General features: G+C 66.5%; 19 protein-coding genes and 2 pseudogenes. 12 read left to right on the forward strand and 9 right to left on the reverse strand.

Annotated features, from left to right (window positions below; all coding sequences use genetic code 11):
* Positions 1 to 107: 107 nt before the first annotated feature.
* From AB0H61_RS28885 to AB0H61_RS28895, 3 genes are all read left to right on the forward strand, one after another.
* Entirely contained in the window at positions 108 to 719 is a 612-nt protein-coding gene (locus AB0H61_RS28885) for a TetR family transcriptional regulator (protein WP_357310566.1), read from the forward strand.
* Between the two features lie 195 nt (positions 720 to 914).
* Positions 915 to 1,727: an enoyl-CoA hydratase-related protein gene (locus AB0H61_RS28890; protein WP_357310568.1), complete on the forward strand. Its 813-nt coding sequence runs from the start codon at positions 915 to 917 to the stop codon at positions 1,725 to 1,727.
* Positions 1,728 to 1,866: 139 nt separating this feature from the next.
* Entirely contained in the window at positions 1,867 to 4,323 is a 2,457-nt protein-coding gene (locus AB0H61_RS28895) for an FHA domain-containing protein (RefSeq protein ID WP_357310570.1), read from the forward strand.
* Positions 4,324 to 4,345: 22 nt separating this feature from the next.
* Here the strand turns inward: AB0H61_RS28895 and AB0H61_RS28900 are convergent.
* Positions 4,346 to 4,456, reverse strand: a pseudogene (locus AB0H61_RS28900) (IS481 family transposase); the annotation flags it as partial.
* Positions 4,457 to 4,710: 254 nt separating this feature from the next.
* Between AB0H61_RS28900 and AB0H61_RS28905 the strand changes: the two are divergent.
* Together AB0H61_RS28905 and AB0H61_RS28910 are read left to right on the forward strand one after the other, a co-directional pair.
* On the forward strand, positions 4,711 to 6,114 hold the full coding sequence (locus tag AB0H61_RS28905) for a cellulase family glycosylhydrolase (protein WP_357310572.1): 1,404 nt from the start codon (positions 4,711 to 4,713) through the stop codon (positions 6,112 to 6,114).
* A gap of 360 nt (positions 6,115 to 6,474) precedes the next feature.
* Complete coding sequence (locus tag AB0H61_RS28910; protein ID WP_357310574.1) at positions 6,475 to 6,840, forward strand: hypothetical protein; 366 nt, start codon at positions 6,475 to 6,477, stop codon at positions 6,838 to 6,840.
* A gap of 105 nt (positions 6,841 to 6,945) precedes the next feature.
* Here the strand turns inward: AB0H61_RS28910 and AB0H61_RS28915 are convergent, their stop codons facing one another.
* From AB0H61_RS28915 to AB0H61_RS28925, 3 genes are all read right to left on the reverse strand, one after another.
* Complete coding sequence (locus AB0H61_RS28915) at positions 6,946 to 7,833, reverse strand: universal stress protein (RefSeq protein ID WP_357310576.1); 888 nt, start codon at positions 7,831 to 7,833, stop codon at positions 6,946 to 6,948.
* A gap of 216 nt (positions 7,834 to 8,049) precedes the next feature.
* The gene (locus tag AB0H61_RS28920; protein WP_357310578.1) at positions 8,050 to 9,660 is read right to left on the reverse strand and encodes an ABC transporter permease; all 1,611 of its coding nucleotides are present in this window, start codon (positions 9,658 to 9,660) and stop codon (positions 8,050 to 8,052) included.
* A complete protein-coding gene (locus AB0H61_RS28925) occupies positions 9,657 to 10,574 on the reverse strand; it encodes an ABC transporter ATP-binding protein (RefSeq protein WP_357310580.1) in 918 nt (305 codons plus the stop codon). The genes AB0H61_RS28920 and AB0H61_RS28925 overlap by 4 nt, the downstream gene beginning before the upstream one ends.
* Before the next feature lie 480 nt (positions 10,575 to 11,054).
* Between AB0H61_RS28925 and AB0H61_RS28930 the strand changes: the two genes are divergently transcribed.
* Together AB0H61_RS28930 and AB0H61_RS28935 are read left to right on the forward strand one after the other, a co-directional pair.
* Complete coding sequence (locus AB0H61_RS28930; RefSeq protein WP_357310582.1) at positions 11,055 to 11,603, forward strand: flavodoxin domain-containing protein; 549 nt, start codon at positions 11,055 to 11,057, stop codon at positions 11,601 to 11,603.
* The gene (locus AB0H61_RS28935) at positions 11,600 to 12,475 is read left to right on the forward strand and encodes a DUF302 domain-containing protein (RefSeq protein ID WP_357310584.1); all 876 of its coding nucleotides are present in this window, start codon (positions 11,600 to 11,602) and stop codon (positions 12,473 to 12,475) included. Before AB0H61_RS28930 ends, AB0H61_RS28935 begins: the two co-directional genes overlap by 4 nt.
* Positions 12,476 to 12,509: 34 nt before the next feature.
* Here the strand turns inward: AB0H61_RS28935 and AB0H61_RS28940 are convergent, their stop codons facing one another.
* Complete coding sequence (locus AB0H61_RS28940; RefSeq protein ID WP_357310586.1) at positions 12,510 to 12,890, reverse strand: hypothetical protein; 381 nt, start codon at positions 12,888 to 12,890, stop codon at positions 12,510 to 12,512.
* A 144-nt stretch (positions 12,891 to 13,034) separates the two neighbouring features.
* Positions 13,035 to 13,739, reverse strand: a pseudogene (locus tag AB0H61_RS28945) (phosphoribosyltransferase); the annotation flags it as partial.
* Between the two features lie 298 nt (positions 13,740 to 14,037).
* Between AB0H61_RS28945 and AB0H61_RS28950 the strand changes: the two are divergent.
* Entirely contained in the window at positions 14,038 to 14,721 is a 684-nt protein-coding gene (locus AB0H61_RS28950; RefSeq protein ID WP_357310588.1) for a DUF2267 domain-containing protein, read from the forward strand.
* Between the two features lie 242 nt (positions 14,722 to 14,963).
* Here AB0H61_RS28950 and AB0H61_RS28955 read toward each other — a convergent pair whose 3' ends face one another.
* Positions 14,964 to 15,785 carry an acyl-ACP thioesterase domain-containing protein gene (locus AB0H61_RS28955; protein ID WP_357310590.1) on the reverse strand — a complete coding sequence of 274 codons (822 nt, stop codon included), beginning with the start codon at positions 15,783 to 15,785 and terminating at the stop codon, positions 14,964 to 14,966.
* A 200-nt stretch (positions 15,786 to 15,985) separates the two neighbouring features.
* A complete protein-coding gene (locus tag AB0H61_RS28960) occupies positions 15,986 to 17,224 on the reverse strand; it encodes an acyl-CoA dehydrogenase family protein (protein WP_357310593.1) in 1,239 nt (412 codons plus the stop codon).
* Positions 17,225 to 17,533: 309 nt separating this feature from the next.
* Between AB0H61_RS28960 and AB0H61_RS28965 the strand changes: the two genes are divergently transcribed.
* Together AB0H61_RS28965 and AB0H61_RS28970 are read left to right on the forward strand one after the other, a co-directional pair.
* Entirely contained in the window at positions 17,534 to 18,313 is a 780-nt protein-coding gene (locus AB0H61_RS28965; protein ID WP_357310595.1) for an SDR family oxidoreductase, read from the forward strand.
* A gap of 36 nt (positions 18,314 to 18,349) precedes the next feature.
* Positions 18,350 to 19,138, forward strand: coding sequence for a crotonase/enoyl-CoA hydratase family protein (locus AB0H61_RS28970; protein ID WP_357310597.1), 789 nt, complete (start codon positions 18,350 to 18,352; stop codon positions 19,136 to 19,138).
* An 81-nt stretch (positions 19,139 to 19,219) separates the two neighbouring features.
* On the opposite strand, the gene AB0H61_RS28975 is transcribed toward AB0H61_RS28970, so the two are convergent.
* Positions 19,220 to 19,810, reverse strand: coding sequence for a TetR/AcrR family transcriptional regulator (locus AB0H61_RS28975; protein WP_357310599.1), 591 nt, complete (start codon positions 19,808 to 19,810; stop codon positions 19,220 to 19,222).
* A 472-nt stretch (positions 19,811 to 20,282) separates the two neighbouring features.
* Between AB0H61_RS28975 and AB0H61_RS28980 the strand changes: the two genes are divergently transcribed.
* Together AB0H61_RS28980 and AB0H61_RS28985 are read left to right on the forward strand one after the other, a co-directional pair.
* Positions 20,283 to 21,914, forward strand: coding sequence for a hypothetical protein (locus tag AB0H61_RS28980; protein ID WP_357310600.1), 1,632 nt, complete (start codon positions 20,283 to 20,285; stop codon positions 21,912 to 21,914).
* Between the two features lie 384 nt (positions 21,915 to 22,298).
* Positions 22,299 to 22,757, forward strand: coding sequence for a hypothetical protein (locus tag AB0H61_RS28985; RefSeq protein WP_357310602.1), 459 nt, complete (start codon positions 22,299 to 22,301; stop codon positions 22,755 to 22,757).
* The last annotated feature ends 642 nt before the right edge of the window (positions 22,758 to 23,399 follow it).

The raw sequence follows: 23,399 nt of genomic DNA on the forward strand, positions 1-23,399 counted from the left end.
TAGTCACGTCAACCAACGGTCTGCCGATTCGCGGCCGCGGTACCCGCTCGATACTGTTGCGCGCCCCGCTCCAGCGGCGGTCATATCCACGGTGGGAGACTGTCTGAGTGACCGACACCGAGGACCGCTCACGCGCGGACGAAACCCGAGCGCGGCTGCTCGACGCCGCCGCGATCGCCTTCGCCGAACGCGGCTTTCACGGCTCGACAACCCGCGACATCACCTCGATTGCCGGGTTGAGCACGGCGGCGATCTACGTGCACCACCGTTCCAAGGAGGAACTGCTCTACCAGATCGCCCGGAACGGCCACCAGGACACGCTGAATCTCGTGCGCGCCGCAATCGACTCGACCGACGACCCCACGGAGCAACTGATCGCGGTGATGCACAGCTTCGCCGTGCACCATGCGAGGGCACATACCATCGCCCGGATCATCAACTACGAACTCGCCGCGCTGAATTCGGACCATCAGCGGGAGATCAGGGAGATGCGGCACAACATCGACGCGGAGGTCCGCCTACTCCTGGAACGCGGGGTCGCCTGCGGCGCGTTCGAAACCAAGAATCCGCATATGGCGGCGACCGCTCTGCTCTCACTGGGCATCGATATCGCGCGCTGGTATCGCGAGGACGGCACCTGGTCACCCGAGGACATCGCCGACTATTACGCGGACCTCGCGCTGCGCATGGTCGGCGCCACTCGATCGAGCGCAGGCTAGACGCCGGGTGCCGAATCGAACCGCACCACCATGCGGGCCAATTTATTGAATCCGACTTCAAGTTCGATTACTGTCGGTTCGGAGCCGAGCAGCTGCGGACCGCCGTCGGTGCGTGCTGAGCGGACCGGAATCCGCACATCCGATATGCGTGCCCGGCAACAGTTTTCAGGTAGGTCGCCAGAAAGGACCGCACCCTTGAGTCAGACCACCCAGCAGGCCGCCGACACCGTCCTCGTGGAACAGCGCGGACCGGTACTGATCCTGACGTTCAACCGCCCGGATCGGCTCAATGCTTGGAACGACACGCTCGAACAGCGCTATTTCGAACTGCTCGACGCCGCCGAAAACAACCCGGAAGTCCGCGCCATCGTCGTCACCGGGGCCGGGCGCGGATTCTGCGCGGGCGCCGATATGGACGACCTGCGACAGGCCAGCGGGGCAACCGATATACAGATGCCGGAGCGCACCCGCCCGCGCGAGTTTCCGCTATCGGTCCGCAAGCCCCTCATCGCGGCGATCAATGGTGCGGCCGCCGGTCTGGGCTTGATCGAGGCGCTGTACTGCGACCTTCGGTTCAGCACACCCGACGCGAAATTCACCACGGCATTCGTCCGCCGCGGCCTGATCGCCGAATACGGAATCGCCTGGCTACTCCCCCGGCTGATCGGCCGCGGTCGCGCGCTGGACCTCCTGCTGTCCGGACGGGTGATTCGAGGCACGGAAGCCCAGGCGATCGGACTGGTCGATCGCATCTGCGCCCCGGACACGCTGTTGCAGGAGACCGTGGATTACGCGACCGAACTCGCCACCTACTGCTCGCCGAATTCGATGAGCATCGTCAAGAGCCAGATCAACCGGGCCATGGATGCGGACTTCGCGACGGCCGTCGCCGAGGCCGACGACCTGATGCTGGCCGCGTTCACCCATCCGGACGCCACCGAAGGCGTGACCAGCTATCTGGACCGCCGGCCGCCCGCCTTTGCCCCACTCGCCCCGGTCACGCGCTGATTTTCTGCTCGCCGGTCGGTTTGTGCTGGTCAGACGGGTGTGATGGGAAGTGCGAGGCCAGCGGCAAGTGGACACCGCGACGAGATGGCGGTTTGCCAACTAATAGAGCTCCAGTGCGCCTCGGTCGTATACTCGCGCTATGGCGGATGCATCATCCTCCACGGAATTCCCCGAGGCGCCAGTTCTTGTGGTGCAGACGAGGGAACGCGTCTATCGGTTACGCGCCGGTGGCGCGTATAACGTCGGTCGGGATCCCACAGCCGACATTGTCGTGAGCGATCCGCGCGTATCGTCGGTGCACGCCGTTCTGGAACGGGGTTCGGACGGTTGGGAAATCGAGGACGCCGACAGCCTCAACGGCACCTTCTTCGACGGTCACCGCGTCGAGCGGATGCTGATCGACCACGACGAGACGTTCCAGCTCGGTCACGCCGTGAACGGTGCGCAGTTGGCAGTTTCCTTGGAGGGACAACCCGGCCACGAGTCGGACGACGATGTCGGTGGCGACACGATGGTTGTCCCCGATCCCGGAATCGACCTCGACGACGAAGCAACGGTCACGCTGTTCGAACCGGGCCTGCCCCGACGGGTTTCGCGATCGGCACCTCCAGCGGCCGACGCCGGCTCGGTAGTCCGGATCACCTCGCCCATTCTCCGGATCGGACGCGCGGCCGACAACGACATCGTCGTGCATGACCTCATGGTCTCCCGCTATCACGCCGAGCTGCGCACGATCAGCCCGGGCAGCTACCGGATCGTCGACCTCGGCAGCCACAATGGCACCTACGTCAACGGCTCCAGGGTCGACGCCGCAGACCTATCCGAATCCGATTTGATCGGCATGGGGCACACCACGGCCCGGCTGGTCGGCGACGAACTGCGCGAGTCGGTCGACACAGGCGACGTGTCGGTCTCGGTGCAGAACCTCATCGTGCGGACGCCGGAAGGCAAGGTGCTCCTCGACGAGGTGAGCTTCCCCATCCCGGAGCGCTCACTTGTCGGCGTCATCGGGCCCAGCGGCGCGGGCAAGTCGACACTGCTCGGCGCGATCACCGGGTTGCGGCCCGCGACGGAAGGGACGGTCCGCTACGACGGACGCGACCTGTACACCCATTACGACGAGCTCCGGCACCGGATCGGGCTGGTCCCGCAGGAGGACATCCTGCACAGCCAGCTTCAGACACGGCGCGCCCTGCTCTACGCGGCCGAACTGCGCTTCCCCGGTGACACACGCCGCGAGGAGCGGGAGCAGCGGGTCGACGAGGTCCTCGACGAGCTCGGTCTGGCGCGCCACGCCGATACTCGCATCGATAGGCTCTCGGGCGGGCAGCGCAAACGCGTAAGCGTCGCGCTGGAGTTGTTGACCAAGCCATCGCTGTTGTTCCTCGACGAACCGACGTCCGGCCTCGATCCTGGCCTGGACAAAACGGTCATGGAAATGCTGTCCGAACTGGCGCATGACGGACGGACCGTCATCGTCGTCACGCACAGCGTCGCGAATCTCGATTCCTGTGACCGCCTGCTGGTCTTGGTGCCCGGCGGTCAGCTGGCCTATTACGGGCCACCTGCGGAGGGGCTGGAGCATTTCGCGCAGCCCAGTTGGGCTGAGGTGTTCCAGGCGTTCGATCGCGAGGAAGACCGCGACTGGGCCGGTGAATTCCGGGCTTCGCCACGCTTCCAGGAGTACGTAGCGGTCGGACTGACCGAGGACGTCGGCCCAGTGGAAGTGCAGCGCCCACCGGCACCGCCGCCCGCCCCACAGTCCAAGCTCAGCCAGCTCAGCACGCTGTGTCGGCGATACCTGGCGGTCATCGCCTCGGACCGAAGTTATCTGGCGCTCCTCGGCGTAATGCCCCTACTTCTCGGTGGCTTGATCGCCGCGATACCGTCGGGCGAGGGTTTCACCGGGGACCCGGGAACCAACACCGATGCCCCGACCAAACTCATGATTCTGATATTCGCCGCATGCTTCGTCGGCACCGGCAACTCGATTCGCGAGATCGTCAAAGAACAGACGATTTACCGCAGAGAACGCGCGGCGGGCCTGTCGGCAGGGGTCTACCTGATGTCCAAACTCCTGGTCCTGGGCGTGATCACCATTCTTCAGTCGGTGGTGCTGTTCTTCATCGGCACCATCGGTGAGAGTATGCCTCCGAAAGGGATATTCACGTCGGCGGAGCTGGAGCTGATCCTGGCGATGGCGATGCTCGGCATCGCATCGCTGGCATTGGGCTTGCTGGTGTCGGTGTCGGTGAACACCTCGGAGAAGACGCTGCCACTGCTGATCGTGCTGTCGATGGCACAACTGGTGCTCACTGGCGGTCTGGTGCGGCTCCCCGGCACACCCGTCCTGGACCAACTGTCCTACATATCGCCGTCCCGTTGGGGCTACGGCGCGGGCGCCGCGACGCTCGACCTCGACACCCTCTCACCGCATACGGGCGCACCCGACCCACTGTGGAAACACACCCTCGGCACGTGGCTGCTCGACATGGGAGTCGTCACCGGCTTGGGGGTCGTCTTCCTCGCGCTGGCTTGGTACCGCCTGTACCAGCTGCGCCCACGGCGCCGCGGTGCCCTTCCCGCGAGGATCTGACGCCGGCGATTCGTCGTCACTCGACGGTTATTCCGTTGATGGAAAAGAACATTCGAGCTCGCCACCGGAACGCGACCGCAGTCTCTTTGCGTTCGTCGGGCAGGATTTCGCCGTAGGCGAGCCGGGAATGGTCGCACGGCGTTGTACACAAAGCTGGAACCGACATAGCCGCGATGCGGGCGGCAGGACCGATCCGCGATCCCACCCCTTGGTCGCGGTGTGTAGCGGAGTGTCGCGATCGAATCCGTCCAGCGATATATAGCATTTCGGCATCAGTTCGGTGATCTCGACCATCGTGTTATTCGGCCGCGTATCGGAGCGTTTCTCGCTTTAGTCGTCAGCGCCGTAGAAGTGCCGTCGGCGCATAATCGTCGAAAGGTCTGCGCGATGACCATCATGTCCTCGACAGCACGGTGTCTCGGGCTGGTCATATTGTTGCTGGGACTGACCACACCGGCCGCGGCGACACCGACGGCTCCGGAACTGGGGCACGCGGGTCGGTGGCTCACCGACGAACTGGGCCGGGTGGTCACCTTGCACGGCGTGAATCTGGTCTACAAGTACCCGCCGTACTTCCCCGCAGCAGGAGGTTTCGGCGAGAACGACGCCCAGTTCCTGGCGGAGAACGGTTTCAACGCGGTCCGGCTTGGTTTCGCATGGAACGCGGTCGAGCCGCAGCCCGGCGTTTACGACGACAACTACATCGCGCAGATCAAGCAGACCCAGCAGCTGCTGGCCCGGTACAACATCTACAGCCTTATCGATTCCCATCAGGACGCGTTCAACGAATCGGTGGGCGCGAGTTGGAGCGGGTTCCCCTACTGGGCGACGGTTACCGACGGGTTCCCATTGCAGCCCGACCCCGGCTTTCCGTTGGTCTACTTCACGAGCCCGGCACAAAATCAAACGTGGGCGAACTTCTGGCGCGACCACGCTGCGCCCGATGGCGTCGGCCTGCAGGAACACTATGCGGCGATGTGGGCGCATGTCGCGCAAAGCTTCGCAGACGAGCCGTACGTGCTGGGCTACGACCTGATCAATGAGCCGTGGCCCGGTTGGGAATACCCGACCTGCTTCCCGCAGGGCTGCCCCCAATTCGAAAGCGGTGTACTCGCGCCGTTCGAAGCAAAAGTGATGAACGCCATCCGCCGAGTCGACCCGAAGCACCTGCTGTTCTACGAGCCGTCCGTCACCAACGACTTCGGCACACCGAACTGGATGCCGAATCCCACCGGTGATCCGAACGCGGGGATGAGTTTTCACGACTACTGCGTCGGCCCGATCGACACCTGCGTGAGCAACGGATTGGCTCGCGCCGACCTCGAGGGCGTTGTCGGGCTGGTGACCGAGTTCGGCGCGACCAAGGATTCGGCGAAGCTGACTCGTCTCGCCGATACATTCGACGACAATATGGCTTCCTGGCTGTTTTGGTCCCAACCGCAAAACCAGACACCTGGTCATCCCCAGGAGCCACCGACCGGCCCCAATCTGATGGATCCGGCGATCGTCCGGCCATATCCACATGCAATCGCAGGCACCCCGCTGCAGTGGCACTACGACAGCGCGACTGGGACGTTCACCATCCGATACAGCGCCCGCCGCGCCGATTCCGGGGAACCGTTCCCCCGTGAAGCCCGCACCGAGGTATATCTGCCGCAGAGCAACTACCCCGACGGCTACCAGGTCGAAATCCAGGGCGCCAACGTCGTGTCGGTCCCCGATGCCCGGCTGCTTCAACTCACCACCAACCCCGGACAGGACACCGTCCAGGTGACGGTGACGCGACGGTGACCAGCACCGCGGCCGCCTGAGGTTCTCACCGACAGCGTTCGCCACGACGTCGAGCGTCTCCTACGTAGTCCTTCCTGCCCAAGCATCCGGTTCGGCTGGTTGGACCGAGATCAGATCCCCCGTTTTGGGTTCCGACTCCCGCGAACTGTCAGTGGTGGTGGACGTCAGGCCACCCGTCGAGATGCAACATGCAGCCATCGCGATGGCAGATCACACCTGCCAACATCCACCTGTATGGATCGGACACGATCACTGCCGGTGACCGCACGCGATCAGCGTGATGTGCTGCTCGGCCGCGGGCGGTATTGCACCACTTGTCGGTGGCCTTCGCCGCGCTGGGATGGGATGGGATGGGATGGGATGGGATGGGCGACGATCGTGCATCGAGCGCCGAATCCGGACAACCCTGACCATCTGGCCGCCGTGGCGGCAGTGGCGCGGCGGGCGACCGACCAGGACATCGCCATGAGCGCCGCGATCACCCGTCGGCGCAGCGATCGCAGGCGCTACAGCGACTGCCCCGTCCCACCGGGGTACCTCGGGCTGTTGGCCGAGCGTGCCGCTGCCCGTGGCGCACTGATTCGCCCTCTCCACGATCGCGGCGCCGACCGGCTCACCGCCGAGACTCGATCCGCGACCAGGGGCTGGGCAGACGACCCCTCATCGGGCAGCCGAGGCCCCTACGAGTGGGCCAGCCTCCCAACACCACCGACCTGCCGCCGATGACCCCACGCCGATCACTCGCGGAGGTACTTTTCTCCCCCACCCTCGGTGACAAGTCGCGGTTCGGCAGGACCATCGGCCCAGTCGAGTCCGGGACCGAGCCTGTCATTACCCGCGATCGCGGCAGACGAGGGTCGGGCACGGCGCGTGATGAAGCAGATTCTGGCTGGTCGAGCCGACCAGCAGCCCGGTGAGGCGATTGCGGCCATGGCTGCCGGTGATGATCAACTGCGCGTCCGCGGCATGTTCCAGTAGCGCCTGCGCGGTCGGACTCTTCTGCACCACCCGCGTCACCGCCACATCCGGGAACTTGTCGCACCAACCGGCCAGCCGCTCACCGAGCAGCTCTTCCTCTTGCTGGGCCAGTGTTTCCCAGACATCCGGCACCGGGCTCCACTGCAGCAGATCCGGATCGTTCCAGGCATGCAGCGCGACGATCCCGACCCCCAACAGCGCGGCGATCTCGAAGGCCTGCCCGACCGCCGCCTCACTGCCGGGGCTGCCGTCGACGCCGACCAGGATCGAGCGCTGGTCGGGCAGCGGCCGGCTATGGTCTCCGCGCCACACGGCGACCGGGCACGTGGCCTTATTCGCCACCAGCAGCGCGGTGGAGCCGAGCAGCAGGGTGCTGAATCGGTCGTTGGCGCTCGCGGCCACGACCAGCAGGCGGGCCGAATCGCCCGCCGCGATGAGCTCCCTGGCCGGCGAACCGTCCAGCACCAGCTCGGTGATCTCCAGTTGCGGCTGGTCGCTCCGCACCGCGACGGCGGCCTCCCGCACCTTGTTCTTCGCGGCCAACCGCAGCATGGGCAGGATGTCGGCCTCGGCCAGCGCGGCAGCTGTGAGCCGATAGTCCGCGGTGGGCACCACGCCGAGGAGCACCAGCGGCACATGCTGTCGGGCCGCGACGGCGCCCGCCCACCGCGCGGCGGCCAGCGCCACCCGGCTGCCGTCGACTCCGACGACGATCGTCTGCTGATTCGCGAGTGTGGTCATCTGTCGCTCCACTTCGGCTGTGTCCCTTGGTATTGACGTATCTCGATACCGGAGTGGTCGTCGATCACGTGCTGTCCCGACGCCCCGGTGGCCGCGCACCTCACTATTCGTGGCTCGACCCGTCCCAGCACAGAGCCGGGCGGCCTATCAACCAGGGACGTAAGTCCTCACAGCTCGGCTCGGATGCGACGCGGTCGGATCGTCCAGTCGGGCCGATCAGTAGCCCACGTCTCGACGGCGGAACCCGGTGAATGCGGCCAACAGAGCCGCGGCGAGGATTGCGAGCATGGTGAGAATCGGTGCGGCCGTGAGGTCTTCGAGCGGCAACCGCGGCGTGTGCGCGAAGGGGGACGCGGCGTCGAACCACGCGGGCAGGTCGAAGGAATCGGTGAACATCAGGGCCACGGCGCAGTAGCTGAAGGCCGTCCAGGCCAGCGGTGCCACGATCCCAGGTACCCTGCCGAATCCGACGGCGGCGACCGCGACAACCAGCCACACGGCGGGTACATACCCGAATGCGGCCCCGATCATCCTCGGCAGTTGGGTCGGATCACCGACCGCCAGACTATGTGCCAGACCGACACCGACCCCGCCCACCGCCGACACCGCGGCACTACCGGCCAGTGCCATGGTCACCTGACTCGCAAGCCACGTCGTGCGGCTCACCGGAGGGGCCAGCAGCGCCTCGGCGCGACCCGCGGTTTCCTCCGCTCGCGCGCGCAGCACACTGGTGATCCCGTAGGCGGCCGCGAGCAGCGCAGTGATCGAAACGGCCAGCGCAAGATACGAAGCCACCACGTCCTCGGCGCCGCCGGGTATCCATGCGGCGATCTCGGGGTTGTCGGCCAGATATTGTTCGATGCTCTCGGCGAAGGAGCCGTAGGCCGCGCCGAGCCCGAAAACGCCGAAACACCAGGCGGCAAACGATCCGCGCTGTAACCGCCACACCAGCCCCAGGGGTGAGCCGAGCGCCCACGACGCGTGCGCCCGCCCGGATCCGTAGGTCAGTAGTCCCGCGCCGAAATCACGCCGTTCGAGCAGCGCGAAGGCGATGACGACAAATACCGCCGAGGCCGCGCCGAACAACAGCACCGGCCACCATCGGTCCGCCACGAACGGATACGTGCGCTGGCCCCAGCCGATGGGCGATAGCCACGACAGCGCCCCGGTGCCGACGTCGCCGACCGCCCGCACGACGTACGCGGCGGCAATGGCCAGGGTGACCGAACCGTAGACGCTGCGCGGGTTTTCGAAGATCTGGGCAGCCATCGTGGTCACCGCGGCGAAGGAGAACCCGACCCCGGCGACCGCGACGCCGAGCAACAGCGAACCGCCGACTGGCAACCCGGTCCCGATGGCCACGCCGGATACCACCGGCACCACCGCGGCATCGGCCAACCCGGCCAGTGTCAGCGCCGCCGCCGCGGGCGCCCGGCGGCCGACCCGAGCGGAACGGATCAGTTCCGCGCGTCCCGTCTCCTCATCGGAGCGGGTATGTCGGCCGATCAGGAACATATTCATCAGCGCGACCACAATCGCCAGGTACGCGAAGATTTCGAACACGATCTCGCCGCCGATGGTGTCCAGCAGCAGCGTCGGCCCGCTCATCGCGACCGCCGCCGCGTTCGCGCCCACGGTGGCGCGCAGCTGCGCCAACTTGGCCGCGGTGTCGTAGAAGCGCTGGCTGGCCACCGACTGGAAGGCCAGCAGCAATCCGAGCCCGAGAAGCCACCACGGCAGCGTGAAACGTTCCCGCCGCAGCGCGAAACGCAACAGTGCGCCCGCACCGGTCGCACCGTCGGTCACGCCGGTCCGCAGGACTATCACGACGTCGCTCCGAAAGTGGACGTCGCTTCGGGGCCGTAGTGGCGCAGGAAGATGTCTTCCAGTGTCGGTGGAGTGCTCGTGAGGCTGCGCACGCCGACTTCGGTGAGCGCACGCAACACCACGTCCAATTGTGCTGTGTCGACATCGAATCGCGCGCGGGTGCCGTCCAGGATCAGGTCGTGTACGCCCGTGATCGTCTCCAATTCCGCTGCGGGACACAGGGTTTCGACTGCAACGGTGGTCCTGGTCAGGTGGCGCAGTTCGCCGAGCGTGCCGCTCTCCACCGTGCGACCGTGCCGGATGATGCTCACCCGATCGCACAGCGCCTCGACCTCGGCGAGGATGTGGCTGGACAGCAGCACCGTGCGACCCTGTTCGACCAATTCCCGGACACAGCATTGGAATTCCGATTCCATCAGCGGATCGAGTCCGACGGTCGGTTCGTCGAGTAACAGCAGCTCCGCATCCGAGGCCAGCGCCGCGACCAGGGCGACCTTCTGCCGGTTACCCTTCGAGTAGGCGCGCGCCTTCTTCCGCGGGTCGAGATCGAACCGTTCGAGCAGTTCGGCGCGCCTGCGCTGATCGATGCCGCCGCGCAGCCTACCCATCAGATCGATGATCTCGCCGCCGGTGATGCCGGGCCACAGTGTCACTTCACCGGGCACGTAAGCCAACCGGGCGTGCAGCGCGACGGCGTCGGCCCAGGGGTCGGCGCCGAGCATGCGGGTCCGGCCGCTGTCGGGACGGAGCAGTCCGAGTAACACCCGAATTGTCGTCGTCTTCCCGGAACCGTTCGGGCCGAGAAAACCATGTACCTCGCCGGTGCGCACGCGCAAATCCAGCCCGTCCAGGGCCCTGGTACGGCCAAAAGACTTCGTCAGTCCGGCAACCGAAATCGCGAGGTCATTCGCCATGGTTCCATCCTCCTCCACAGCCGTGTACCGAAGTGGAAGTCCCGGACGGTGTACCGGGCTCATGGGCGGCGGCCACTATGGGGGACCTGCGCGACTGGGCCGGGATCCGCACCTGGTCCGCCCATATCGCACCGCAATGACCCGCTCGCACCCACCATCCACACCGCTCACGTGTGGCTGCGCTCCGTCACCGATGATCTCGGCATCTTCGATCGCGCATATCGCGCCATCCGAGCCTGGCTGCACACCGTGCGGGATCGAGTCGGGTCGGGTCGGGTCCACCGCCCGGTACGAACTCGCCGACCTGCCCACCGCCCTTACGACCGTCGCTGTTCACATTCGTACCCGGGACGCACCGGTGCTGGACCAATGGCCGAAAGTCCCTCGACGAATGTCGGTTCGGCACTGTGGGTCACCTCGGCCCGATCGTAGCGTCCTATCCATAGGTTCCGCGGGGTAGCTTGCGCAGAGGAGACCGACATGCGGGCACAGGTCGTCTACGAATCGATGTTCGGCAATACCGAGGCCATCGCCGAGGCCATCGCCGAGGGTCTGGGCACGCACTGCACTGTGGAGCTGCTGAAGGTGGCCGCCGCCGCGGAGCAACCCGCCCCGCCGGTCGACCTATTGGTAGTCGGCGGTCCGACGCACGTCTTCGGGCTCAGCCGGACCCGCACCCGCCGCGATGCCGCCGATCGGACACAGGCCCCCGTCGCGGTGGACGTCGGCATTCGCGAATGGCTGGACCACGCCTCCCCCGTGCCGCCCGGCACCAGGGCCGTGGCCTTCGGCACCAAGGCCGCCACGCCCACCTGGCTGCCGGGGTCGGCCGCCCGCGGTGCGGCAAAACGGTTGCGCCACCTGGGCTACGAGCTCGCCGACAGCCCGGTGGACTTCTTCGTCGGTGGCATGCTCGGTCCGCTCGTCGCGGGCGAAGTGGAGTGCGCCCGCACCTGGGCAGATCGGCTCTCCCGCACCGAACTCGACCGGATCACATACCACGGTTCGACACCACGGGAACAGCCATGACCCACCATGTCACGGTCGTCGAATCGACCCCACATACCGTGCTCGAGCTGCACCGCAGCGTGCACGCCGACCATGCCGGGGACGATATCGTCGCCGGGATGCGGGCGCTGTACGAATTGGCCACGATCACCCGAATGGCCCCCGCCGGGCCTCCGTCGACCACCTATCTGGGCGAGTTCGGCCTTGGCACGTCAACCGATGTCATCTTCGGCCTGCCGGTCATCGCCGGGCCGCTCGATGACGCAACCGAAGAGGTTACGGTGCGCCGAACCGAGCCGGGCCTCTCTGCGCGGACCGTTCATCACGGCCACTACCAGAGCATCGGCGACGCCTACCGCGCGCTGGACGATTGGTTGCGCACGTCGGAATACCAGCCCGCCGGGCCACCTACCGAGGTGTATCTCGTCGCGCCGGACGAGGCGGTCCACCCGCACGACCTGCGCACTGAGATCCGCATCCCCGTCGCTCCCGCCGAACTTGCTGTGCGAATCCGCGCCCCGTTCGCCGACACCGTCGCGGCGGTGCGAAACGCATTGGCCGAACAGGGTTTCGGCGTCCTCACCGAAATCGATATGCGTGCAACCCTGTGGACGGAGCTCGGCGTAGAGCTGGAGGACTACGTCATCCTGGGGGCCTGCAGCCCGCGTCTTGCGCATCGAGCGCTGGAGGTGGATCGGTGCATCGGCCTCCTACTCCCCTGCAATGTGGTGGTGCGCGCCGACGGCGAGGCCACCCTGGTCGAGGCTGTGGATCCGGATCTGCTGGTCCGCCAGACCGGACGGCCCACGCTCCGACCGATTGCGCAGGAGACCCGCACCCGCGTCACGGCGGCGCTCGAGAGCATCCTGAAGCGTTCATCCGCCGGGGAATAGTTCGTGTCTCTTCGCCCAGGACCCGGTGCCGTGCTCAGCGCAACTGGATCGTGCGCTCCCGGTCGGCGATCGCCTGCTCGAGCCGTGTCCGCGACAGCGTGTGCGAGCCACATTCGCAGGAGGCAGGTACCGCATCGTCGACGATGTCGTCGGCCGCCAGCAGGTCGGCGTAGCGAGAGCCGTGGTGGTGGGCGCCGTGCCCGGTATCGACGAAGTCGCGATCACCGTGAGCACGCAGACCGATCACCGAGCGGAACACCGGCCCCGCCGGAGTTTCGATGACGGCCGCCACCCGATGGCCTCGTCCGCACCGCACCTGGACGAGCACCACCTCCGCATGCCCCACCGTTGCGTCCAGGGTGCGTTCGGCGATGTGCCGCCGTTCGGGTGCCGAAAGCTTCGAGGTTTTGGACATGACATCACGATCGCTCGGGCATCCCCGCAGCCGACAGTGCCGAAGGCACCCAAATCCGAGGACGATCGGCCCAACGGTTACGGACCGTGCCGTGCCTACCCACGATCAGCAGGGCGGGTGCGCGCGCCGCGGCTGCCCAGTATCTCCGGCCTGAATCCGCGCCTCGTCGTCGCGCACCGGTGGATCCCCCGCTCGAGGCTCCTGTGGCTGCGGCGGATCTCCGGCCCGGCGTAGCAGCTCGGTGACCTCGGCGTCGGAGACCTGGCCGAAACGGAGATACCAGCTGCCGACGGCGCCGAACCACGTGGGCACCTCCAGACAAACCACCTCGTCAGCTTCGCCTACCAGCATCGCCAGCGTGTCACGAGGCGCCACCGGAACCGCCAGCACGACGCGCTGTGCACCATGTGCCCACACCACCTGGCAGGCGGCACGGGCGGTCGCGCCTGTGGCGATACCGTCGTCGACGACGACCACCGTGCGCCCCGACAGCGGGACACGCGGATGCACACGCCGCAGCCGCTCGACCCGCCCCGCGAGTTCATCGCGTTCGCGGCGCTCCACCTTCGCCATAGCCTCGCTGGTCAGTTGTGCGTACGCGACTACAGCGTCGTTGATCACCCGGACGTCGTCCTCGCCGATCGCACCGAAAGCGAGCTCCGGCTGATACGGGACACCGAGTTTGCGTACAACGATCACATCCAGCGGCGCATCCAGCGCCCGCGCGACCTCGTAGGCGACGGGAACACCGCCTCTTGGCAGGCCGACCACGACGGCATCTTCGTCCCGGAGATATTCCAGCCGCTCCGCCAGCCGACATCCGGCGTCACGGCGATCGTCGAACAACATCGCAGACCTCCTCACGGATCTTTCCAGCGTGGGCTTCGACGAAGCGTGGCGGAAGGTCCGATCGTCGCCGAGCCGAGAGCCGTTGGTCCCGGATACGGGGTAGTGGGCTTGTGGGCGAGGGCCGCATGCGAGCAGGCTTTCCGATATGGACCAGACAAAACCTGGCTGCTAGGCGGGGGCCGCTACGGGGATCTGCGTGACTGGGCCGCGGTCCGCACGTGGACGCACACCATCGCCCCGTGTCGCCGACTGCCGAAGGCTCCCTCCACCACGATCCACCCCGTGAAAGGTGCACCCAATGAGCTATCACCGCGACCCCCTCGCATCCGCGGTCCACACCGCACACGAGTGGCTGCATGCCATCGCCGAAGGACTCGCCACCGAGGACCGGGCTTTCGCGCACCGTGTCCTGCGAGCTTGGCTGCATACGGTGCGTGACCGCATCGGTGTCAACGCGGCCGCACACCTGAGCGCCCAGCTACCCGAGCTGCTGCGCGGGATCTTCTACGAGGGCTGGGTTCCCGCTCACGTCCCCGTTTCGCACGATGTGCCCTCGTTCCTCACCCAGTTCGCCGACGAGGCAGGCGTGGAACGCGACGAGGTTGTCGCGCTCGCCGGCGGGGTGACCGATACGCTCGCCGACTTGTTCTCCCCCGGACAGCTCGACCACGTGTTCACACTGCTGCCGGACGATCTGCGCCGCGTTCTCATGGGCACCCAACTCTCCGGAACGTTGACGGTGGCTGCTGTCACGCAACCGGAATTGTCTCGTTTCGATGAATTCGAAAACCGGCTCCGCGCACTGTATGACGCGGTGGCGGTGCTCGTTCATGGGCTCGAGAAGCCGCTCGGCGGCGAATCGCAAGACGCCGTACGGATATCCGCCGCCCAGCAGGCGCACCGAATTCTGCTCGCCGAAGGACCAATCGGATCCGGCGCACCAACCGCTGATCGCTCCCATGATCGAGAAGGTATTTCGTGACCATCTGCCGGGCAACGCGGTTCGCACCCGCACTGAGTGGGCTCGTGCGGACAAGGGTCATCGGCGGCGGAATCGTTGCCGCCGATCTCCCCCCAACCTGAACCCGGCGGCCGAACTTCATGGGCCTGCGCTGGGTGATCGTCATTCACGGCGCACCGACCGATTGAACAGATCAGTACGGCATGTCGACCGGCGACACGGCGAGCTGGGCGATGTCGAGGCGGGCATGTTCATGGGACCGGCTACACCGTCAGTGGCCGCACCGTGGCAGTGGCAGCCACGATGTTGTCATCGAGCAGCAGCCAGATGGCCAGGCGATCGTCGGTGTGCCGTGTACGTATACCGAGTTGCGTGCCGGGCTCGATCGGTTTGAGGAACTCCACGACCGCGCGGTGCGGGGCCGAGGTGAGGGCCGGGTGTGTGGTCAGTTCGTCTTCGACGACCTGCCAGTAGATCGTGTTGTTGACGTGGCCGAACGGGTCGATGTCGCTGGCGCGGGGCTGGAACTGTGTGTCGGTCCCGTTTGTTCGGGGAAGGGGCTCGGTGTTGAGCGCGATCCAGCGCAGTCTGGTGTCGTGTGCGTGGCGCCCGAGCGCCTCGAGTGCTGCGTCGGAGATCCGCGACAGCTGAGCCGAGGCGTCGATCTTGATGCAGAACGACTCGGTTTCGATGTGGCCCGGGAGGCGGTGACGGCGGTTGAACGGTGATTGTTCGTGGGTGGCGTGCAGGCTCTGGCGCATGTTCACCCACCGGGTCGAGGTCGCGGTGCACCAGCGTTGCACCTCGACGGTGCCGGGCCAGCTCACCGGGTCGATGACGTCGATGATGGTGCGTCGCAGAACCCAGAAGGGGTCGGAGTCGAAGAACGACGAGTCCGCGATCATGTCCTCGGACACGTTCTGCACCAACCGTGCCACCCCGTCGAGCCGCAGCCGCATCGACTCGTCGACATCGGAGGTCCTGACGCGGTACCGCCCGCGGTAGGACTGGGCTGCTGCCGGTTTGGCGGCGAGGACATACGGCGGCGCCGCGGTGAGAGGATCTGCGGGGGCCTCGGTGGACAACGGGAGGGTCTCCTTCTCGTCGTGGTGGTGGAGCAGGCGCGGTGCGGGCCGCACGTCCGGAGCCGGAATTCGGCAGCGGGCCGTGCGGGCCGGAACCGGAACGGTGGCCCGCCCGGAAGGTACGGTCCGACGCGGGGGACGCCGTGTCGGACTTTGCCGTTCGATGCCGGCGCGCCAGGCGTTGCGAGCCGCCGCGTCGGCTACTCGATGCGCAGGCCGGTGATCGCGCGGCTGATGAGGATCCGCTGGATCTCGTTGGTGCCTTCGTAGATGGTGAAAATCTTCGCGTCGCGGGCCCAGCGTTCCACCGGGTAGTCGCGGGTGAAGCCGTTGCCGCCCAGGATGTGTACGCACTGGTCGGTCACCCGGACCGCGACCTCACCGGCCCGCAGCTTCGCCATGCTGCCCTCGGCCCTGGCCAGCGGCTTGCCCTGGGCGAACATGTTCGAGGCCCGCCACGCGAGCAGGCGCGCGGCATCGATGTCGGTGGCCATGTCGGCGAGCATGAACGCGATCGCCTGGTTCTCGATGATCGCGCGGCCGAACTGGCGCCGGGTCTTGGCGTACTCGAGGGTGTACTCGTAGGCGGCGCGCGCGACACCGATCGCCGCCGCGGCCACGGCCGGACGGGTCATCTCGAACGCGGCCATCGCCGCAGGGACCCGCACCCGGCGACCCTCGCGGGCGATGGCCAGGCGTTCGTCGAGCTTGCCCTTGCCGCCCAGCACCAGATCGGCCGGGATCCGTACGTCGTCGAGGACTACCTCGGCAGTGTGGGAGGCCCGCAGTCCGTGCTTGCGGAACTTCTGGCCCTGGCTCAGGCCCTTGGTGCCCGGCGGCACGAGGAACAACGCGTGACCGCGGGCGCCGAGTTCACGGTCGACCGAGGCGGAAACGACGTGCACGCCGGCGATGCCGCCGTTGGTGGCCCAGGTCTTGACACCATTGAGCACCCACTCGTTGGAGCGTTCGTCGAACTCGGCGCGAGTGCGGATCGCCGCGGCGTCGCTGCCCGCGTCGGGCTCGCTGGCACACAGAGCGGCGACCGCGGGCTCGTCCGCGGTGCCGAAGAACGCCGGCAGCCAGGTGCGTATCTGTTCGGGCGTGCCCGCCCCGAACAACGCCGCCGCGGGCAGGAACGTACCGAGCAGTGCCTGGCCCATTCCGCCGTCGCCCCAGTAGATCTCCTCGAAGACCACCGCCATCATCAGCCCGGACGGATCCTGGGGCGCCATCGCCGCGAACTCGGGGGTGTAGAGACCCGCCCGCGCCGCGTCCTGCAACACCGGCCACGGGGTTTCCTCCCGCTCGTCGTACTCCGCCGCCGCGGGCCGAACGTACTTCACGGCGAAATCGTGCGCCCACACTCCGGCCTCTGCCACTGCCGAGGGCAGCGCGAACAGGGAACTGCCTCTGTCCACGGTCTCCGCGGTCACCATCAATCCCATCCTTCCCCGCCTGTAGCGAGCATTCTCAATGATATGACAGATTGCATAGTGCCATGGATTGACGCTGTTGGCTACCCGCCGGATGGCTGCCGTACGTGCGATGAGGAAATGGTCGAGATGCCGCAATTACTGGGACTTTTCAGAAACGGCCGGCGCCTCGGGGTGGTGTTCTCATCGAAAGCGAGACTATGCTTTATTGCATAGAACATGGTTCTTGTGGTTCGCTGGCCGCATCAGGCCGGGCGCTGCGCGTCCCGGCGGCGAAACGACGATCCGGATCGGATCCAGGAGGTGGTTGGGATGGGCACGCAGCTCTTCGACTTGGACGGCAAGGTGGCCGTGGTCACCGGAGGTGGCCGCGGGATCGGGGTGATGATCGGCCGCGGCCTGCTGCGGGCCGGCGCGAAGAAGGTCTACCTCGTCAGCCGCAAGAGCGCGGAGCTGCGCGCGGCCCAGGAGGAACTGGCACCGCTCGGGCAGGTCGAGACCATCTCGGCCGACCTGAGCACTACGGAGGGGATCGAGGAACTCGCAGCGGAGCTCGCCAGCAACGAGACCGCGGTGCACGCGCTGTTCAACAACGCCGGCGCCAACTGGGGAGCCTCGGTCGAGCAGTTCCCCGAATCCGGGTTCGACAAGGTCTACTCGGTCAACGTCAAGGCGGTGTTCTTCCTGACCCGGGCGTTGTTGCCGCTGCTGCGCGCCGGATCGGCTCCCGGTGACCCCGCCCGGGTCGTCAACACCGGCAGCGTGGACGGCATCCGGCCGCCGATGCCCGGGATGAACAACTTCTCCTACAGCGCCAGCAAGGCCGCGGTGCACATGCTCACCCGGCACCTGGCCGCCGAATTCGCACCCGACGTGCTGGTCAACGCCATCGCGCCGGGGCTGTTCGAGTCGAAGATGACCGCGACGCTGCTGACCGCGGGCGCCGAGGCTGTCGGGCAGCACCTGCCGCTCGAGCGGATCGGCAACCCCGACGACATCGCCGGCCTGTCGGTCTTCCTCGCCAGCCGCGCCAGCGCCTACATCACCGGCGCGATCATCCCCGTCGACGGCGGCATCAGCACCCTGCGCTGAGCTGCCGCCACAACACCATCACCTCGAAGGACCCACATGACCGACTCGCCCACCGTCACCGTCGAACGCAACGGGCACCTGCTACTCATCGGCCTGAACCGGCCCGACAAGCGCAACGCGTTCACCACCGAGATGCTCGCCGACCTGTCGCGCGCCTACGCGCTGCTGGAATCCGACGAAGATCTGCGCGCCGGTGTCCTGTTCGGACACGGCGACCACTTCACTGGCGGACTCGACATGCTCGACGTCGGTGCCGCGCTGGCCAGCGGGCAGACCACCTACCCCGACGACGGTCTCGACCCGTGGCGGCTGGACTACAACTGGACCAAGCCGATCGTGGCCGCCGCCCAGGGCTGGTGCATGACGCTGGGCATCGAACTGCTGCTGGCCGCAGACATCCGCGTCGCCGCGGAGACGACCCGCTTCTCCCAACTCGAGATCCGGCGGGGCATCTACCCCTTCGGGGGCGCGACCTTGCGTTTCTGGCGTGAAAGCGGCTGGGGCAACGCCATGCGCTGGATCCTGACCGGCGAGGAGTTCGACGCCCACGAAGCACACCGCATCGGGCTGGTCCAAGAGATCGCCGCCGACGGCCCCGCCGCCGTCGAGCGCGCCGTCGAGATCGCGAACAGCATCGCGGAGTCCTCGGCGCCGCTGGGTGTGCGGACCTTGCTCGCCTCGGCCCACCGCGCCCGCGACGAAGGCAACCGCGCCGCCGCCAGCGAACTGGTGCCCGACGTGGTGAAGCTGTTCGCCACCGCGGACGGAGCCGAAGGCATCCAGTCCTTCGTCGAACGACGCAAGGCAGTCTTCACCGGCCACTGACCAGAAGGTGTCACGCCCCGGCCCGGACGACGGACCGGGGCGTCGTCTTGCCCTGCACCAGGCTGGACACGATCGCGATAGCTAGCGCGTCATCCGAGCGAGCAGCCGCTGACTGTCGAAGAGCACCTCGAGCTGTTGGACAACCTCGTCGAGAGGTTCACTACTGCGCTGCGCCCGGCACAGGATGACCGCGCCCTCCACCGCAGCGATCGACATCGTGGCCAGGTGCTGAGCTGTCGTGGAAGACAGCCCTTCCCGGGCGATACCGGTCGCCAGCGTCGTACGCCACCGCTCGAAGATCGAGGCGGCGTCGGCGAACAGCTCGGGACTCTCCTCGACCGGGCCGACAGCCACCGCCACCACCGGGCAGCCCGCGGAATAGTCGCTGCCCTCGAGGATGTTTCGCCACAGATCGACGAACTGGCGCAATGCCTCGGAGTAGCCGTCGACAGCACCGCGATCGACGATCTCCCCGATCGCGTCACCAGCGAACTTCAATGCCTCGGAAACGATCTCGGCGCGCCCGCCGGGAAAGTGATGATAGACCGAACCCCGCGGTGCCCCGCTCCTGGCCAGCACCGCATCGATAGTCACCCCACCGACACCACGCTCACGCAGCACCTCGACCGCACTGTGGACCATTCGCGACCGCGTGTCCCTCTGCCGCGCCATCCCACCACTCCTCCGATAACGACTCGCGGGCCACCCGGCGGCAGGTCGAACCCGCGGACCGTGAATCAACACGATCTGTCAAGTATCATAAATATAACATAATCCATAGAGACTGCTTTGTGGTTGTGCCGACGCGGGCCGGTGTTCAGCTATACGGAGTGTGGAGGGGGTACAACTCGCTGGGGCGAGATCTCGGTTGCACACTCCTCAAATGCGGTCCGCGAGAACTTCGATGCGGCTGTGGCGTCGTCCGAACTCCACGGTGACGGCCGTGGTGGAAATAACGCCGCGGTCCATGGTCAGGCATGCGTGCTAGGACTTTGACATGGACCCGTTTACTCCGATCTCGTCAGCATCAGCGCCAGGCCCCGCCCCTGTCCGGCGCCAAGCAGCGATCCGCCTTGCGAGAATGGGCCGTCTCGAAGAATTGCGACAACTGGCCGACACCGGGGACCCGCAGGGGTGCCGCCAGTTGGCTGTCACTCTGGTCCGGGCAGACCGGATCAGCGAGGTGGAGGCGCGGGTGGCTGGTGGAGATCGGTATGCCCGCCGCGCGCTGGCGGACTGGTTGGTACGCCACGGCCGGGTCGACGAGGCCATCGACCAGATGCAACCTTTGGCCGAAACCGGGAACGCGGGCGCTTGCAGGCGGCTATCCCGCCTGCTCGCCGGGCAGGGTCGTGTGGAGGAAGCCATTGCGCAGCTGCAGAGGCTGCCCGTGCCCGACCGAACCGCCAACGTGTCCGGCTGGCTGGCGAGCCAAGGCCGCATCGATCTGCTTCGGCAGCTGGCTGTCACCGGAAACCGCGCCGCCACAATGGAACTCGAGTACACGGTCATCAGGTTCTGGAGGGACGCCCGCCTTGCCACTGCCGTCGACCTACTCACCGATATCGATCCGGGTCATGCGTACTACGACAACCTCGAAAAAACTTTGGTGAACATCGCGAGCGACTGGCGCGCTGGCCGAATCCACCTGCGTGATGAAGCCATCGACTTGCTGGGCACCATCGCCCACCCGGTGGGCCGGCGGACGCGGGCCGGGCTGCTGCTGGCACAAGGACGCTACGAAGAAGCGGTTGCCGACCTCCAATCGTTGACCGCTGGGGGCGACCACGCCGCCAGCGAGATGCTGGACATGGTGCTGCGCCGTGAGCAACCCGCACGGGAACTGCGAGCACTCGACCACTGCGCCGCTGACCTGCGAGCGGTCACGTTCAGCCCGGACGGAACAATGCTCGCCACCTGTGACGGCCACCGCACGATCGTTGTGTGGAACCTCGAGACCGGCGACCACGTGCACACCCTCCGCACACCCGGCCCCACCAGCGCCATCGCGTTCAGCAACGACAGCACGGTGCTGGCCGGGAACGGTTGGGGTGGAATACGGATATGGAACGCGGCCACCGGCGAGCACCTGCGCGACATAGGCACAATCAGCCACCCCGTCGAAGGCCTCGCTTTCCTCGCTGACGGCACGCTCGCCGCTGGCGGTACCCTGTGGGACACCACCACCGGCGACCGCTTGCTCGTCCTGGGCGATGGTGCACCCGACCCTGGTGAGGCTGTTGTCGGCCACAACGAGCGGGTCGTGACCCTCGCGGTCGGTTCGGACAATCAGATGCTGGCAACCAGCACCATGACCGTCGACAACTATTGGATGCGGGAGTGGAATCCGACTGTCCAGCTGTGGAACCCGGTCACTGGCCAGCACGTCCGCGATCTGCACATCGAACGAGAGTCACCCGTCCGAAGCTTCGCCGTCAGCCCTCACGGCAGACTCCTTGCCGCCGTTTGCAACACAGAGGTGTGGTTGTCGGACCTCGAGGGTGAGCAGGTCCGCCGCCTCGACCGCGGCGCCGACGCGGTCGCCTTCCACCCTGACGGCCACCTTCTAGCCACTGCTAGACGCCACGTCTGGTCCGATGCCGGTGTACGACTATGGAACCCGATAACAGGGTCTTCGGTCGGCGAGCTGGACACACCTGCCGACGCGGTCGCCTTCAGTCCCGACGGCATCTTCCTAGCCACCGCGGACAAGAGCAGCGGTCTAGTCCGTCTGTGGAACATCACCAGCTGGCAACACCTCAGGGACGCCCTGTGATGATGCGCTCGCCCGACTGCGCGACGTGTTGCTGCCGGTGAATTCGGGCCCGCACCAACGAAAGTGGCCGGTCCGGCACGAGCGGATGCGTGGCCTGCGCAACGTCGCGGCCAGCGCGCGCCGCGCATCAACTGGTCGCCGTCGGTGTCGTACAGCGCGAGATACCCGCCAACGATCCACCCGCAGCCGAGCAGATGCAGAATGGGTACGAACCCTCCTCCAGGATCTCGCACGGTCACAACAGCAACGATCGTCGCAAACCGCCGGTTTCAGTACCACGTGGTTCTCGTCCGGCCGGTGAGCAATCGTTCTCAGAAGATGATGTGAGTTGCCGCTTATGAATTCGGTTGGTGCACAGAATCGGCACGTGCTCTGATTGGAGTCATGAGCAGATTCGCGGAGGTCATCGTGTTGGCGTTGGACGCTGACGATGTCATGGATGCACTGACTCACGAAGACGAAAGCCGCAGCTGGAGAGGTCGTTTCGTGCCGATCGAGAGTCAGTGGCCTGGTTCCTTCGGCATCGGTTGGGCCACCGAATTCGAGCGGATGCGCCCCCGGACAGGACTTTTCGCGCACCTCGAATCTCTCCCCTGGCCGCGCCCGGAGAGCGTCCAGGTATTGATCCACGACGAGGAAGACGATTGTTTCGGCCTTTGGATGCTCGAGGAGGGGAAGCTTGTCGAAGTTGCGCTTCCACATGCGCGGCGCTATCACATGCCAGCTCCACCGACCGACGAATTCCCTCCCTGTCCCGGCATCCTGGTGCGGACTGACCGCATAGGTCACGACCAGATCCGGCAGACTCCGGAAGCTGAGCGCGATCAGCGGCCAGCTTGGTAACCGACATGCATTGCGTACACTCCAGTCCGGTCGTGGGACCCCGCTCGCTGGCAGTAGCGGACGATCCAGAAACGGTCGCGGCCAACCGATCAGCGGCCGCCGCCACGCGCGCTCCGCGGCATCTCGTAGGGCGACGGCGGTGGCACCGCCGTGTCCGCGCCGTGCTCGTGGGTCTGCGCACATCGGCGACAAATGTTCCGGTTGGCGGAGGGGTCCTGTCGGTCCGGCGCAGCTCCGGCCATAGGGGGTGCGGAGGTGGTACGACTCACCGAGGTGAGATGTCGGTTACACACTCCCCAAATGCCCGCACACGGGAGGGAGACAACGATGTCACCTCTCCCTACTCCCTACAGCAGCCCCACGATTCGGCGCGGCGAGAGCGCGGATCGTGGTCGATCGGTTAGGCAGCGGTGGAAACCGCCACCACCGGTCCGCGGACCCGGGACACGGGGTCCGGCGCGGACGGATGTCCCCAGAGCGGTCTTCGACCACATGGCTACCACCAAGTCGGCAAGCATCCTGAAATGCCGATTCCAGGGCGATCGAGTGGCTCTGAGCTCAGAGCGCCCGCGACACGCTTAACCACGAGGTGCCCGACCACCTCAAGTGCGGCGGATGGCTATAACGCGGAAAGTATGCCAA

The organism is Nocardia sp. NPDC050710, from assembly GCF_040654375.1.
Lineage (GTDB): Bacteria > Actinomycetota > Actinomycetes > Mycobacteriales > Mycobacteriaceae > Nocardia.